The following is a 15,314-nucleotide window of genomic DNA, read 5'->3' as shown; positions in this document are numbered from 1 at the left end:
AATGAAACGTGATTTAGCAATGGCTTTTTCCCGAGTCACAGAAGGTGCTGCACTAGCCGGTTATAAATGGCTTGGTCGCGGTGATAAAAACGCTGCTGATGGCGCTGCCGTAGAAGTCATGCGCACACTACTGAATCAAACAGAAATCCAAGGCGAAATTGTTATTGGTGAAGGGGAAATCGACGAAGCGCCTATGTTGTTCATCGGTGAAAAAGTCGGTTTAGGTGGTGATGAAGTCGATATCGCGGTTGACCCAATCGAAGGTACTCGTATGACGGCGATGGGTCAGTCGAATGCACTAGCGGTTCTTGCGGCTGGTGAAAAAGGCAGTTTCTTGAAAGCGCCCGACATGTACATGGAAAAACTGGTTGTTGGTCCGGGTGCGAAAGGCTGTATCGATCTGAATAAACCGTTGAAAGAAAACTTGGAAAACATTGCTCAAGCTTTGGGTAAATCACTTGATACGCTTGTGGTTACTACTCTTGCAAAACCTCGTCACGACGCGGTAATAGCTGAAATGCAGCAAATGGGGGTTCGCGTATTTGCAGTGCCAGACGGTGACGTAGCGGCTTCTATTTTAACATGTATGCCTGACAGCGAAGTCGATGCGATGTACTGCATCGGCGGTGCACCTGAAGGTGTGGTTTCAGCTGCTGTTATTCGTGCTCTTGACGGCGATATGCATGGGCGTTTGCTTCCTCGCCATCAGGTGAAAGGCGACACGGAAGATAACCGAATCTGGGGCGCAAGAGAGCTTGAACGTTGCAAACAAATGGGTGTTGAAGCTAATGTGGTTCTGAAGATGGAAGATATGGCACGCAGTGACAATATTATCTTCTCAGCGACAGGTATCACTAAAGGTGATCTGCTAGAAGGTATTTCGCGTAAAGGTCATATTGCGACAACAGAAACACTCCTCGTTCGTGGCCGTTGCCGTACTATTCGTCGTATCAAATCGATTCACTACTTAGAGCGTAAAGACGCAGAAATTCGTGACATTATTCTCTAAGAATTAAGCATAAAAAAAGACCGCATTAGCGGTCTTTTTTGTGTTCAATTTTGTCTGCAAACGTTGCTTAGAATAATTCTTCAGCCACTTTGTACAGATCGTTACGAACTGGACGACGCATGTTTTCAATCGCATCGATGATGTCATGGTGAACCAATTCTTCTTTTTGGATACCAACACAACGACCACCGTGGCCTTCCATTAATAGGTGAACCGCGTAGTTACCCATACGAGAAGCCAATACACGGTCAAACGCTGTTGGTTTACCACCACGCTGGATGTGACCAAGAATGGTTGCGCGAGTTTCACGGTTGGTCGCTTTCTCGATCTCTTTCGCCAGTACATTGGCATCCACCATCAACTCAGTAAGAGCGATGATTGCATGCTTCTTACCTTTTTTGATGCCGTCTTGAATGTTTGAAATCAGGCTATCCATATCTAAACCTGTTTCAGGAGTAATGATGTACTCACAGCCACCTGCAATTGCCGATGTTAGAGTTAAATCACCACAGTGACGACCCATGATTTCTACGATAGAAATACGTTGGTGAGATGAAGAAGTATCACGTAGACGGTCAATAGATTCGATAACAGTGTTAAGCGCTGTTAGGTAACCGATAGTGTAATCAGTACCTGCGATATCGTTATCAATTGTGCCCGGAAGACCGATACATGGGTAACCCATTTCAGTCAGCTTCTTCGCACCCATGTATGAACCGTCACCACCGATAACAACAAGCGCTTCGATACCGTGCTTATTCAAGTTTTCGATAGCTTTCTCACGTACTGCAACTTCTCTAAACTCTGGGAAGCGAGCTGAACCTAAGAAAGTACCACCACGGTTGATTACATCAGACACACTTGAACGGTCAAGTTGCTTGATGCGGTCTTCATACAAACCGTGGTAACCGTCGTAGATACCATAGACTTCAATGCCTGCGCTTAACGCTGTACGTACTACACCGCGAATTGCTGCGTTCATGCCCGGAGCATCGCCACCACTAGTCAAAACACCGATCTTTTTAATCATGATCACCCTCAATTTTTTGAAATTTGTATAGCTATTTTTGGCGCTGCCCGAAAGTGTATTCGAACAGCAGAATCTTGTAATTATGTTTGTATGTTAGAAAAACTAACTTGCTTAGCATGCGCTGCTATAAAGCTTTTTACCCCGAAACAGTATTACAGTTTTGCACTATTGCATCGTTGATTCACATCAGATTCGTGCATTTTATTCATACCGCAAAAAAATATAGTCGATCTGACAAGCTTTGTCGCTACCACGGTTGAAGTTTTTGCTTCTTCTCAGGGCCAAACATTAAAGAGTACGGATCTTGGTGAATCAAGACATCCGCACTCGGAAACGCCTTGCATAATTTGTCATCAACAAGGTCTGCAATTCGATGCGCTTCAATCAAAGGCATCTTGTCATCCAGCTCTAAGTGTAGCTGAATAAATCTCACTGGACCTGACATGCGAGTTCTCAGGTCATGAACCCCCATAACCCCTTCGACAGAAAGCGAGATCTGGCGTATCTGTTCTCTTTCTTCTTCAGGAAGCTGTCTATCTAATAAGGTTTGAATCGCTTCTTGCACCATTTTATAAGCACTGAATAGGATAAAACAGCCGATACCAATTGCAAACACCGCATCGGCTTGTGTCACACCAAACCAGCTTAGGCCTAATGCAATCATAATAGCGCCGTTCATATATAGGTCTGATTGATAATGCAGTGAATCAGCAGCAATGGCCTGACTGCCGGTTTTCTTAACCACATGGCGTTGAAAGAGTACCAGACCAAAAGTCACGATGATCGCTAATAAGCTGACGTAAATACCGTACTCAGGGGTTTGCAATTCGTGAGGTCGGAAAAAGCGATCGACACCATTAAGAATAAGGAAGCAGGCCGAACCTGAGATAAACATAGCTTGAGCGAGCGCCGCCAACGATTCCGCTTTGCCATGGCCAAACGCATGCTCCCTATCGGCAGGCTGAAGTGAATAGCGCAACACAACAAGGTTTACCACCGAAGCTGCAATATCCAACAGAGAATCAATGAGCGATGCCAACAAACTCACCGAGCCAGTCACCCACCAAGCCGCAACTTTAATGATCAAAAGTAAGGTTGCAACACAAGTGGCTGTCCACGCAGCAATAGTAACTAAACGTGCGTATTCCTTTTTCATAACGTCTTACCTTAACAAACAATGCGTTGATTATACCTAAAAGTGTTCAGGATGCTTGTTTGAGAATCAAAATAGTCACAGGTTTAACCAGACGAGAAAAGGCAGCCGAAGCTGCCTTTAAATCACTGCACGCATTCAATGCGTGACTTATTACATCATAGGTGCCATGGATTGGCCTTGAGAACCACCACGCATCATGCCTTGCCCGCGTGGACCTTGACCACCTTTTCCACCTTGACCTTTAGGACCACCTTGTCCAAACAACACACATTCGTTCATACGGTCTTGTTGAATTGATGCCAGTTTTGTTTTTTGATCCGCAGTTAAAACATTCATCATTTCGTTACGGTGCTGCATCATAGCGACACGTCGCTCTGCGCGAAGTTGAACCATTTGTTCTGCCAACTTTTTCGCTGCGGCTTCATCGAAATTTGATGACATCACCAAATCGCGTTCTTGCTGTTTCAATGCACGCATTTCAGAATGTTTACCATTGCGCTGTGCACGCATAGCATCGCGTTGTTTTAGACGAAGCTCTGCCATTTTTGCTTTCTGCTCGGGAGTGACATTCAGTTGGGCAAACACTTGTTGGTTCATCATGCCACCACGTCCACAATCACCACCAAAATCTCGCCCTTGGCCTTTACCGCCACCAGCCGCAAACACGGCTGCAGAGCCTAAAGTCATCGGTAGAACAACAGCTGCAAGGATCATTTTTTTTGCCAGTTTCATAATCTTTTCCTTCTCGTTTGGACTTGAATCGGCTGCCTGTGCAGCGCTTAAATTTATAATACGACTTGGCATGTAAAGCAGTGTTTGAGAAGCGTAAATAATCGTAAAGGGCGAGTTTAGCGATGATCCTAAAGGACAATTCACAGTACACTATATTCAGCAACTACCGTTTACCTTAAACGGCGGTTGGAAATATACGATGGATTGGCAATTCGTAATTTTTTGAGGTAACCATGGCACATATCCTATTAATTGATGACGACACAGAGCTAACCAGCTTGCTGAAAGAAGTTTTAAGCTATGAAGGGTTTGACGTATCCGAAGCTAATGATGGAGAAGCAGGGCTACACGCGGTCAATGATAGTGTCGATTTAATTTTGCTCGATGTCATGATGCCTAAACTCAACGGCATGGAAACGCTGAAAAAACTACGCGAAAAATGGCAAACCCCCGTACTGATGCTCACTGCTAAAGGTGAAGAGATTGATCGCGTAATAGGTTTAGAGTTGGGAGCGGATGACTATCTGCCCAAGCCGTTCAGTGACCGAGAGCTATTAGCTAGAATCCGTGCCGTGCTGCGCCGGACTCAACAACATCAGAACAAACATTCAGACATGATTGAATGCCAAGACATTCAGGTATTTCCCGGCAAGCAAGAAGCCTACTGCCAAGGAAAATTGGTCGACCTTACTTCTACTGAGTTCGCACTGTTGGCTCACTTTGTTCAAAACCCGGGCAACACCATCACCAAAGAAGATCTGAGCCTTGATGTACTGGGCAAAAGGTTAGCCGCTTTTGACCGAGCCATAGACATGCATGTCTCTAACCTTCGTAAAAAATTACCTGAACGCGCAGATGGAAAAGCTCGAATAAAAACACTTCGAGGGAGAGGTTACCTAATGGTGTTGGAGGATTAATGCGTTTACCAACGTTCAACAATCTTTATGGGCGCATCTTTGCAATATTCTGGCTCACTATGTTTTTGGTGTTGCTGGCCGTATTGGCTATTCCACATTTAGACCCACGTAAGTCTCGCGACTTACCGCCAGAAATGCTTCAACGCATTGTTATTCAGAAAGAGATGCTCGAAGATCGTTTCAGAAACGAAAACAACCTCACGCGAATTCTAATGTTCCTTGAGGGAAATGGTAACCGTGGCCTTGGGCCAATGAAGCATAATGAAGACCGAGATGAGCGGCCACGCTTCTTTGTGACCGACTTAGACGGCAATGTGTTAACCGCCCGAGAGCGTCCAGATTTCAAATATAAAGCTCTACAAAACTTTGTGACCAGTATTGAATCCATAGATAAGCCACAGCAACGCCTGTATGGACGATACATGATTGCCGGCCCCGTACCTGTGGTTTTCGCACAACAAGATCTACTGCTCTATGTTGGTTTCCGTTGGGACGAACCACCGCCGTTATTACTGCAGTTGTTTGATAAACCAGTACAACTACTACTGGCCGTAATGTTGGTCAGCACTCCATTTCTATTATGGCTGGCTTGGGCACTGAGTAAACCAGCACAACGTCTGGCACAAGCCGCCCAGCGAGTCGCGCGTGGACAATTTGAAGCCGACCCAGCTCTTGAGAAAGGTACGATGGAATTTCGTCAGGCTGGTCGCAGTTTCAACCAGATGGTAGAAGCCGTAAATCAAATGATTTCAGGACAACAGCGCTTACTGTCTGATATCTCCCATGAATTGCGTTCTCCCCTTACTCGCTTACGCATGGCAAATGCGCTGGCAACCCGAAAACAAGGCTCCAGTAGCGAGCTAGAGCGAATTGATACCGAAGCTCAGCGCTTAGAGCAGATGATTGGCGAATTGCTCGCACTGTCGAGAATGCAGACCAACAGCCACTTAAGCCGTGAAGAACAACCGTTGCGAAGCCTTTGGGAAGAATTGCTCCACGATGCGAAGTTTGAAGCAGAGCAGATGAATAAAAAGCTGCAATTTGATGATATTCCTGATGCTATTATTTCTGGCAACCCCAAATTGTTAATGAGTGCGCTAGAAAACATCGTTCGAAATGCGATTTACTACAGCAAAGAAACCATAGTTGTGCGCTTTTCTGCCACAGAGAATCACGTAACCGTTTCGGTAGAAGATGATGGTGATGGTGTACCTGATGACGAACTGCCACAAATTTTCCGCCCGTTTTATCGCGTTTCAACCGCGCGGGACCGACACAGTGGTGGTACAGGTTTAGGTTTAGCTATTACCGAAAGTGCGATTCGTCAGCATAGTGGAGTCATCGAAGCCAGCCGCAGCCCACTCAATGGCTTAAAAGTTCAGTTCACTTTGCCTATCTAATCAAAATTCAGTGTAACTTGTGATTTAAGGGGGGAGAGATTTATACTCGCCCCTTATTTAATCGTCCCACCACAAAAGATTAGGTCTTGTGACCTCACAAACCTAGTAAGGAAATTAACCGTCATGTTTGATATTGCCCTGTACGAGCCAGAAATCGCCCCTAACACAGGAAACATAATTCGTTTATCCGCAAACTGTGGTGCGAACCTTCATTTAATTGAACCTCTTGGTTTTGATTTAGAAGAGAAAAAAGTACGCCGTGCAGGTTTGGATTACCACGACCTAGCACGAGTAACTCGGCACAAGGACTATCAAGCTTTCCTTAACTACCTAGAAGAGCGTGGCCAATACCGTATTTTCGCCTGTACCACCAAAACGACAGGGCATCACGTAGATGCAAGTTTCCAGAAAGGTGATGTACTGCTTTTTGGTCCTGAAACACGCGGACTTCCGGCCGAGGTGATCGAGAGTCTACCAATGGAACAGCGTATCCGTATTCCAATGATGCCAGACGCCCGCAGCCTGAACCTGTCTAATGCGGTTGCTATCATCGCGTTTGAAGCTTGGCGACAAATGGGTTTTGAAGGCGCACTGTAAATTCGCAGTCCGCTGCTCATAACTGCAAAACCGATAGATCAAAAAAGCTCTGGCGAAAACCAGAGCTTTTTAATGCATGATGCAATATTTAATGAAGGCGATGATTTGAGTCTTGGTCATCATCGTCTTTTTTTTCAAACTCGCCATCGAAGGTATGCCCCTGATGAGAATCATGGGGACGGTATGGGTCACGTTCAAAGTGGCTGGAATGGAAACCTCCTGACAGATTTGAAACCACCACTTTACTCATTAAATATTTAGCAATGATTGCGCGTGGTGCTGGCAGCAAAACCAACATACCCATCGCATCCGTCATAAATCCAGGAGTGAGAAGTAACACGCCTGCAACCGCAAGCATTACCCCTTCAACAATTTGCTGAGCTGGCATTTCGCCGCGTTGCATGCGCTGCTGAACGGTGAGCAACGTCTGTAAGCCTTGACTTCTGACTAAAGAAGCCCCGACAAATGCGGTGATCAGAACCAAAGCGATCGTTGGCCACAAACCCAACATGCCACCGACTTGAATAAACAAGCCAATTTCAATAATAGGCACGGCAATAAATAAAATTAGTAAAATCGGAAACACGGCTCCTCCTTATTTTGCTACACCTTAGCGCCTACAATTAACCAGCGCAATGGAAAAGCGTCATAGGCTCGACTACCTTTTAAGTAGATTTTGAGCCAGAACAAAAACTATGAAGCGATTTGCCAGCACTATCAGAACCGGTACAGTGTTGTGGCTTGTGTTGTCACTAGTTCCGCTCGCCTATTACTTTCATCTATCCGAAAAAGCTCATCAGTTTTTTATCTCTCGTCTAGAAGCTCAAGGTCTGCAATTTCTTTCCTATGTAGACTCCAAGGCTCGAAGAATACACTCGCAAATTCAGCAGACCTTTTATGAGTTAAGCCATTCGTCTCTACTCAATGATTTCGCCGTGAACAGAGATCCTCAATTTCGTCATTACCTTGAAAGCCAGTGGTATTTGACAGCTTTTAATTCAACGCTGTTTTATCAATTACGTTTTATCGATAACCGAGGTTATGAGGTGATTCGAGTGGATTACATGCCCAACATGTCTCATCCCTATGTGGTACCCAATGACCGACTGCAAAACAAAAGCAATCGAGATTACTTCCTTTATGCTCAAAAACTCGCGAACGGAGAACAAGGGCACTATGGCATCGATTTAGAGTTTGAGAACAATAAACCCGTCATCCCCTACAAACCCGGATACCGAATCATTTATCCAATTATTGCCAACGCCGTCAGGCAAGGGTACTTCATTGCCAATCTTGATGTTATGGCCATTATCGAGCAGATCACCTCCAACAGCGAAAACCTAAATGTCGATTTCATTGACAATCACGGTTCGTACATGATTAGCAGCGACAAAAATAAATTGTTTGGAGACCTGATACAGACTCGAACTGAGAATAATTTAGCCTCAGAAAACAACGAAGTTTGGCAAGCAATTCAGCAAAACCAAAGCTCAGGCAATAGTCTGTTAACTGACAAAGGCTTATACATTTTCCAACGTTTCAGCACTCCATTGTTTGATTCACAAAATACGTTAACTATGCTGACCATGTACCCAACCACTGTCATTTCAAATTTGCTTTCTGAAAGAGCTAAGCAAATCAAAATTGAAGCCACTGTTATTTGGCTATTTCTCGGGCTTCTCTCCATTATGATTGCGATGTTTATGGATACATTTCGACGGATTAAGGCCGACCAAACCTATGCCGAATATGCGATAGAAAATAGTATGGCCGTAGTTGTCACCGATAAAAACATGAGAATACTGAGAGCAAACACTGGCTTTTGTAACTTGGTAAACAGCGATTTAGGTCTGTTACATGGTGGTAATATCGATGATTTCTTTAAGTCTCAAACGAAACAGAGCCAGATTCAAAGGCAACTTTCTATTCGAGGAGAGTGGCTGGGGCACCTGTCCTTATACACTACCGACAATAAAGAACTCATTTGCCAAACGGAAATACATGCAATTTTGGGGAAACTGAAAAACATTCAATACTATGTCTATTCCTTTAGTGATATTTCCGAGCATCACAACACGATTATCACACTAAAAGAACGTACAGAGCGCGACCCTGCCACATCGTTGTGGAACAAGAAAAAATTCGATCAAAGCCTTCAATATCAATGTCGCTTAAAGCAACGCTATGACAATCACCCGCCTTGCTGCCTCGCGGTACTTGATATCGATTTGTTCAAGCAAATCAATGACACTTTGGGACATACGGCGGGTGATCAAGTTATTTTGTATATAGCAAATCAACTGCGTATGGTGCTGCGGGATACCGATTTCATTGCTCGCATTGGCGGTGATGAATTTGCCGTTCTGATTCAACATACTGACATTGAACAAGCTAAAGAGCTGATGCAGCGAGTAACCACAGATATCAGTAACTGGACACTTTTTGATGTTACCGTCAGCGTTGGTCTGGCCGAAGTGACAACCGATTCAAACCAGACATTCTCAAATGCAGATCAAGCCATGTACCGTTCCAAACGTAAAGGTAGAAACTGCGTTTCCGTTCATGGCCAAGAAACTTTGAGCGTTTTAGAGTCTAACTCACCATAAACTTGTGTTTTACTGACATAAAAGGTGACGCAGCTACTATTTTTAAATTGGAACTTAAGTATTATACGTGCCTATATCAGGACGGTTTTCCAGCCAATTATTCTGATGAATGGATTCTTAATACAGATACGGCTTACTGTAATCAATATCAATAGCATTATTCTCTAAGGATCCAACTATGGCTACTCTCTTTGAAGCTACACAAACAGCTCAACCAGCCAATCGTATTGAAGAAGATCTACTAGGTCAACGTCACGTCCCTGCGGATGCTTACTACGGCATTCATACACTCCGAGCAATTGAAAACTTTAACATTTCCAGTGCAACGATATCTGATATTCCTGAGTTCATTCGTGGCATGGTCATGACCAAAAAAGCGGCCGCACTTGCAAACAAAGAGCTTGCCGTTATTCCAAAAGAAGTCGCGAACTACATCATTCAAGCATGTGATGTGATCCTTGAAACAGGTAAGTGCATGGATCAATTCCCGACCGATGTATTCCAAGGCGGCGCTGGTACTTCAGTCAACATGAATACCAACGAAGTCATCGCCAACTTAGCACTAGAGCTAATGGGCAAAGAGAAAGGTCAATATGAGTTCATTAACCCAAATGACCACGTAAACCGCAGCCAATCGACCAACTGTGCTTACCCAACGGGTTTCCGCATTTCTGTATACAACAGCGTACTTAAACTGATTGAAGCGATTGAGTACTTGAAGGGTGCGTTCGAACTGAAGAGCCAAGAATTCACAACGGTTATCAAGATGGGTCGTACACAGCTGCAAGATGCTGTCCCTATGACTGTTGGACAAGAATTCCACGCTTGGGCGGTCACATTGAACGAAGAAATTCGTGCTCTGGAATACACCTCTAAGCTACTGCTTGAAATCAACCTAGGTGCAACCGCAATCGGTACTGGCTTAAACGCTGCAAACGGATACCAAAGTCTAGCAGTAAAACACTTAGCAGAAGTTACCGGTTTAGACGTTGTTCCTGCTGAAGATCTGATTGAAGCGACTTCAGACTGTGGCGCATATGTAATGACACACGGTGCGTTAAAACGCCTAGCAGTAAAACTGTCTAAGATTTGTAATGACCTCCGTCTGCTTTCTTCTGGCCCTCGCGCTGGCTTAAACGAACTGAACCTTCCTGAACTTCAGGCTGGCTCTTCCATTATGCCGGCGAAAGTAAACCCTGTTGTTCCTGAAGTGGTAAACCAAGTGTGCTTTAAGGTTCTTGGTAACGACAACACGGTGTCTTTTGCTGCTGAAGGCGGCCAATTACAGTTAAACGTCATGGAACCTGTGATTGCTCAAGCAATGTTTGAGTCGATCTCACTGCTTTCAAATGCGTGTGTAAACCTTCGCGACAAATGTATTGACGGAATTACAGTCAATAAAGAAGTTTGTGAAAACTACGTGTTTAACTCGATCGGTATCGTGACTTACTTGAACCCTTACATCGGCCACCACGAAGGAGACATTGTAGGAAAAATCTGTGCTGAGACGGGTAAAAGTGTCCGAGAAGTTGTACTCGATCGCGGATTACTCACATCGGAAGAGCTAGATGACATCTTCTCTGTTGAAAACCTGATGCGTCCACAGTATAAAGCGAAGCGCTACGAATAAGTGATTCAAAGAAAAGGCTCTGATAAAGAGCCTTTTCTATAAAAGACTGTTTAAACAGTCGATAAAAATAAACGCAACGGACTGCAAACCAATATTTCTTTTTCATTTATAAAACGAGGTATCACTATGGTTTGGGTCGAGCTATTAGTTGTTCTTCTCTTCATCTTTTTGGGAGCACGTATCGGCGGCATTGGTATTGGCTTAGCAGGCGGTGCTGGTGTTATCGCACTTGCTCTGGGTCTTGGTGTACCAACCAGCCAAGCATTTATCCCTGTTGATGTAATTCTTATCATCATGTCTGTCATCACGGCGATTGCGGCAATGCAAGTGGCTGGTGGTATGGATTGGCTTGTCCAGATAGCCGAAAACTTCCTGCGCAAGAATCCACAACGCATTACTTTTTACGCGCCGATTGTTACCTTCATCATGACATTAATGGCAGGTACAGGGCATACTGCGTTCTCTACGCTTCCCGTGATTGCTGAAGTCGCTAAAGGTCAAGGCGTTCGTCCATCACGTCCTCTTTCTATCTCGGTTGTTGCATCACAAATCGCTATCACAGCGTCTCCAATCTCAGCGGCTGTTGTTGCTTTTGCAGCAATGCTGACTCCATTTGGCGTTGACTACTTAACGCTTTTAGCTGTGTGCATTCCAACGACGTTTGCAGCTTGTATGGTTGGTGCACTTGTCTCTAATTTCATGGGCGGTGAACTGAAAAATGACCCTGTTTACCAAGATCGTTTAGCGAAAGGTTTAATTAAACTTGCCGACCAACAGCAACGTAATATTCTGCCAACAGCCAAAATAGCGACTTACATTTTCCTCGCCGCTATTGGTTTCGTTGTTTGCTATGCAGCAGCGATCTCAAAATCTGTTGGTTTGATTGAAAACCCAGCTTTAGGCCGTAACGAAGCAATCATGACAGTTATGCTGGCAGCTGCAGCACTGATCGTATTCGTCACTAAAATCGATGCCGCGAAAATTTCAAGCGCACCAACATTCCGTTCAGGTATGACCGCATGTGTGTGTGTATTGGGCGTGGCTTGGTTAGGTTCAACTTTCGTTAATGCTCACGTTGCAGACATCAAAAATGTTGCTGGCGCACTATTGGCTGACAGCCCATGGATGCTAGCTATCGTATTATTCTTTGCTTCTATGCTGCTTTACTCGCAAGGTGCAACCACTGTGGCACTCATGCCAGCGGCGCTTGCTATTGGTGTTGCTCCTCTAACAGCAGTCGCATCCTTCGCTGCGGTAAGTGCTCTGTTTGTTCTACCAACTTACCCAACACTACTTGCTGCGGTTGAAATGGATGACACAGGCTCAACGCGCATTGGTAAATATGTTTTCAACCACCCATTCTTCATTCCGGGCGTTGCGACCATTGCTTCTGCAGTAACCTTTGGCTTCCTATTTGGCGGACTGTTCATCTAATTCTGACTAGTCCGTTAAAAGCCAGAAAAGAAAACCCGCGATATTCGAACAACCTTGTGTTGGATGAATTCGCGGGTTTTGTATTACTTCAATGAAACTTATTCACTCTCATCTCGGTCTGATTGAGTTAATATGGCACAATAATTTGTCGCCTTTGCCATTCACACTCAACCAGAAATTGATTAGATGATACGTAAATTTTTCTATTTTTTACTCTTAACACTGTCTGTATTCAGCCATCCAGCCTTTGCTGTATTCGGTAACAACAATACACTTTCGGTGAGTAATGACGGCAATAAGTTTGTTCCTGTCGATCAGGCTTTTCCGTTTAATAGCTTCCAGCAAGGCGATCGTCTTTTTGTTGACTGGCAAGTGAAAGATGGCTACTACTTATATCAAGATCGAATCACAATCAGTGCAGAAAACGTCACATTAGGTGACTTTGATCTGGTCGATGGTGAAGCTTATCACGATGAGTTCTTTGGTGATGTCACCATCTACACCACTCCGCTTTCTATTGAGCTGCCACTGAGAGACTACCAACTTGGTGCGCGTATTATCATTCAATATCAGGGATGCGCAAAAGCAGGCTTCTGTTATCCGCCAGAAACACGCGTAGTAGAAATCAGTAAATTCGACTTCTCACAACCAGCTAATTCAGAAACCATTTCCACCGTTCAAAGTGACAATACACAAGACACATTAAAGTCTGTGAGACTTAACAGCGCCCCTATTTCAGAACAAGACTCGTTAGCTGGCAAACTAGCGCAAAACTGGTGGACACCATTACTGTTCTTAGCATTAGGCATTGGTTTGGCTTTCACACCCTGTGTTTTGCCTATGTATCCGATTCTGACGGGTATTGTTTTAGGTAATGGGCAGCTAACTCATAAACGAACCTTGTTATTAAGCGTGGTTTACGTTCAAGGTATGGCGCTGACCTACACTCTATTAGGTTTAATTGTTGCTTCTGCTGGTTTGCAGTTCCAAGCCGCGCTACAACACCCTTATGTTTTGATTGGTCTAAGTGCAATGTTTGTGTTGCTCGCACTGTCAATGTTTGGCTTGTACACACTTCAACTTCCAAGCTCAGTACAGACTTGGCTGAACAATCTGAGCAACCAGCAGCAAGGAGGCCGTCTCGCTGGCGTTTTTGCTATGGGGGCTATTTCGGGATTAGTGTGTTCACCTTGCACAACCGCCCCACTTTCAGGAGCCCTGCTCTATGTCGCGCAAAGTGGTGATTTACTCACCGGTGGCATAGCGCTTTATGCACTGGCTATCGGCATGGGTATTCCGTTGATTCTAGTCGCTGTCTTTGGTAACCGCTTATTACCAAAAGCAGGGGCTTGGATGGGCAAAGTAAAAACCGCATTTGGTTTCATTCTTCTTGCTGCACCGATTTTCCTGCTGGAACGACTGCTCCCGGAAATCTGGGCGACCGCTCTATGGTCAGCATTGGGCTTCGCTGCTTTTGCTTGGTTATATCACATTAAAAACAGCCTGCCTTTTGGCGGTTGGAAGCAGAGTACTTTAGGCATCTTTGCGATTCTGGGATTGCTGACCTCTGCTCAGCCTGCTTTGAATTACTGGTTTAATGACACCCAGACAGAGCAGCAGCAATCATCCATCAGTTTCAAGCGCATTGCGAATGTGGATGAACTTAACGCTGAACTGGAAAAAGCCAAATTGGCGGGTAAGCCAGTGATGCTAGACTTCTACGCCGATTGGTGTGTAGCGTGTAAAGAGTTCGAAAAATACACCTTCCACCAGCCAGATGTTGAACAAAAACTGAAAGACATCGTGCTGCTACAGGCAGATGTCACACGCAATCAGCCACAAGACATTGAATTGCTTAAACAGATGGACGTTCTTGGTCTTCCTACCATTGAGTTTTGGAACAGTCAGGGCAAAAGAGTACCGAGTGCACGCATAACCGGTTTCATGCAAGCAGACCGCTTTTTACAACACCTAAAAGACCATCAGATCTAAATTTTCATCTCTTTGCGCGACAAGGTTTGGCCCTATACGTCAAACCTTGTCGTGGTATTCATCTTCATGCAGATAAAAACTGGATATAGTTCAGACTTTTAGTCCATAGACATTGTTCCAAACCTCAAACCAGACAATAATTTATTTAACGTAATTGTTAAAAGTGTTTAACGTCATGGATTCGACATACACCATCATCATCGCTGATGATCACCCGCTGTTTCGAAACGCATTGTTTCAATCCGTCCATATGGCGATAAGCGGTGCAAATTTGCTTGAAGCAGACTCTTTAGATGCTTTACTAAAACTGCTTGAAAAAGATCCTGAACCGGACTTGCTGCTGCTGGACCTTAAAATGCCCGGCGCTAACGGCATGTCTGGCCTTATTCAATTACGTGCGGAATATCCGGATTTACCGATTGTAGTGATCTCTGCCAGCGAAGAGTCTTCTGTGGTATCACAGGTGAAGAGCCATGGTGCGTTCGGTTTTATTCCTAAATCCAGTGACATGCGCGCGTTGATCAGCGCTTTAAATCAGGTACTTAACGGTGAACCCTACTTCCCTGAAGGCCTGATTACCAACAACGAAGCCTGTGATGATCTGGCGGGTAAGATAGCAACCCTAACTCCCCAGCAATACAAAGTACTGGGTATGCTTTCGGACGGTTTGCTGAATAAGCAAATTGCTTATGAGTTGAATGTTTCGGAAGCCACTATCAAAGCACATATGACCGCGATCTTCCGAAAACTGGGTGTAAAAAGTAGAACTCAGGCAGTAATCTTACTCAAAGAACTGAACAGCTAATATTGC

General features: G+C 44.7%; 13 protein-coding genes. 9 read left to right on the top strand and 4 right to left on the bottom strand.

All coding sequences use genetic code 11. The features are described 5' to 3' along the window. The first annotated feature begins 1 nt into the window (after position 1). The gene (gene glpX / locus HUO09_RS14930; protein WP_167411180.1) at positions 2-1,009 is read left to right on the top strand and encodes a class II fructose-bisphosphatase; all 1,008 of its coding nucleotides are present in this window, start codon (positions 2-4) and stop codon (positions 1,007-1,009) included. 67 nt (positions 1,010-1,076) lie between these two features. Here the strand turns inward: glpX and pfkA are convergent, their stop codons facing one another. From pfkA to HUO09_RS14915, 3 genes are all read right to left on the bottom strand, one after another. Next, positions 1,077-2,039 (bottom strand): 6-phosphofructokinase, encoded by a 963-nt coding sequence (gene pfkA / locus HUO09_RS14925; RefSeq protein WP_167411181.1) that lies wholly within the window; start codon positions 2,037-2,039, stop codon positions 1,077-1,079. A 247-nt stretch (positions 2,040-2,286) separates the two neighbouring features. Beyond that, positions 2,287-3,195 (bottom strand): CDF family cation-efflux transporter FieF, encoded by a 909-nt coding sequence (gene fieF / locus HUO09_RS14920; RefSeq protein ID WP_167411182.1) that lies wholly within the window; start codon positions 3,193-3,195, stop codon positions 2,287-2,289. A 150-nt stretch (positions 3,196-3,345) separates the two neighbouring features. After that, positions 3,346-3,927, bottom strand: coding sequence for a CpxP family protein (locus tag HUO09_RS14915; RefSeq protein ID WP_188234469.1), 582 nt, complete (start codon positions 3,925-3,927; stop codon positions 3,346-3,348). A 233-nt stretch (positions 3,928-4,160) separates the two neighbouring features. Here HUO09_RS14915 and HUO09_RS14910 point away from each other — a divergent pair, with 233 nt between their 5' ends. The 3 genes from HUO09_RS14910 to HUO09_RS14900 all read left to right on the top strand — a co-directional run bounded on the left by HUO09_RS14910 (position 4,161) and on the right by HUO09_RS14900 (position 6,841). Beyond that, positions 4,161-4,844 (top strand): response regulator, encoded by a 684-nt coding sequence (locus tag HUO09_RS14910; protein ID WP_167411184.1) that lies wholly within the window; start codon positions 4,161-4,163, stop codon positions 4,842-4,844. Continuing rightward, positions 4,844-6,244, top strand: coding sequence for an envelope stress sensor histidine kinase CpxA (gene cpxA / locus HUO09_RS14905; RefSeq protein ID WP_167411185.1), 1,401 nt, complete (start codon positions 4,844-4,846; stop codon positions 6,242-6,244). Before HUO09_RS14910 ends, cpxA begins: the two co-directional genes overlap by 1 nt. Before the next feature lie 123 nt (positions 6,245-6,367). After that, positions 6,368-6,841, top strand: coding sequence for a tRNA (cytidine(34)-2'-O)-methyltransferase (locus HUO09_RS14900; RefSeq protein WP_167411186.1), 474 nt, complete (start codon positions 6,368-6,370; stop codon positions 6,839-6,841). An 88-nt stretch (positions 6,842-6,929) separates the two neighbouring features. Here HUO09_RS14900 and HUO09_RS14895 read toward each other — a convergent pair whose 3' ends face one another. Further along, positions 6,930-7,427, bottom strand: coding sequence for an FxsA family protein (locus HUO09_RS14895; protein WP_167411187.1), 498 nt, complete (start codon positions 7,425-7,427; stop codon positions 6,930-6,932). 109 nt (positions 7,428-7,536) lie between these two features. Between HUO09_RS14895 and HUO09_RS14890 the strand changes: the two genes are divergently transcribed. The 5 genes from HUO09_RS14890 to HUO09_RS14870 all read left to right on the top strand — a co-directional run bounded on the left by HUO09_RS14890 (position 7,537) and on the right by HUO09_RS14870 (position 15,308). Next, complete coding sequence (locus HUO09_RS14890) at positions 7,537-9,447, top strand: sensor domain-containing diguanylate cyclase (protein WP_188234468.1); 1,911 nt, start codon at positions 7,537-7,539, stop codon at positions 9,445-9,447. Between the two features lie 178 nt (positions 9,448-9,625). Beyond that, positions 9,626-11,077, top strand: a complete 1,452-nt coding sequence (gene aspA / locus HUO09_RS14885; RefSeq protein WP_167411189.1) for an aspartate ammonia-lyase — start codon at positions 9,626-9,628, stop codon at positions 11,075-11,077. 126 nt (positions 11,078-11,203) lie between these two features. Further along, positions 11,204-12,511, top strand: coding sequence for an anaerobic C4-dicarboxylate transporter (locus HUO09_RS14880; protein ID WP_188234467.1), 1,308 nt, complete (start codon positions 11,204-11,206; stop codon positions 12,509-12,511). A 186-nt stretch (positions 12,512-12,697) separates the two neighbouring features. Continuing rightward, positions 12,698-14,503, top strand: a complete 1,806-nt coding sequence (locus HUO09_RS14875; protein WP_188234466.1) for a protein-disulfide reductase DsbD — start codon at positions 12,698-12,700, stop codon at positions 14,501-14,503. A gap of 175 nt (positions 14,504-14,678) precedes the next feature. Further along, on the top strand, positions 14,679-15,308 hold the full coding sequence (locus HUO09_RS14870; protein ID WP_188234465.1) for a response regulator transcription factor: 630 nt from the start codon (positions 14,679-14,681) through the stop codon (positions 15,306-15,308). The last annotated feature ends 6 nt before the right edge of the window (positions 15,309-15,314 follow it).

This window comes from Vibrio sp. Y2-5, assembly GCF_014596725.1.
GTDB lineage: Bacteria > Pseudomonadota > Gammaproteobacteria > Enterobacterales > Vibrionaceae > Vibrio.
The sequence above is the reverse complement of the archived record's forward strand: the minus strand, read 5'-3'. Positions and strand labels throughout refer to the sequence as shown.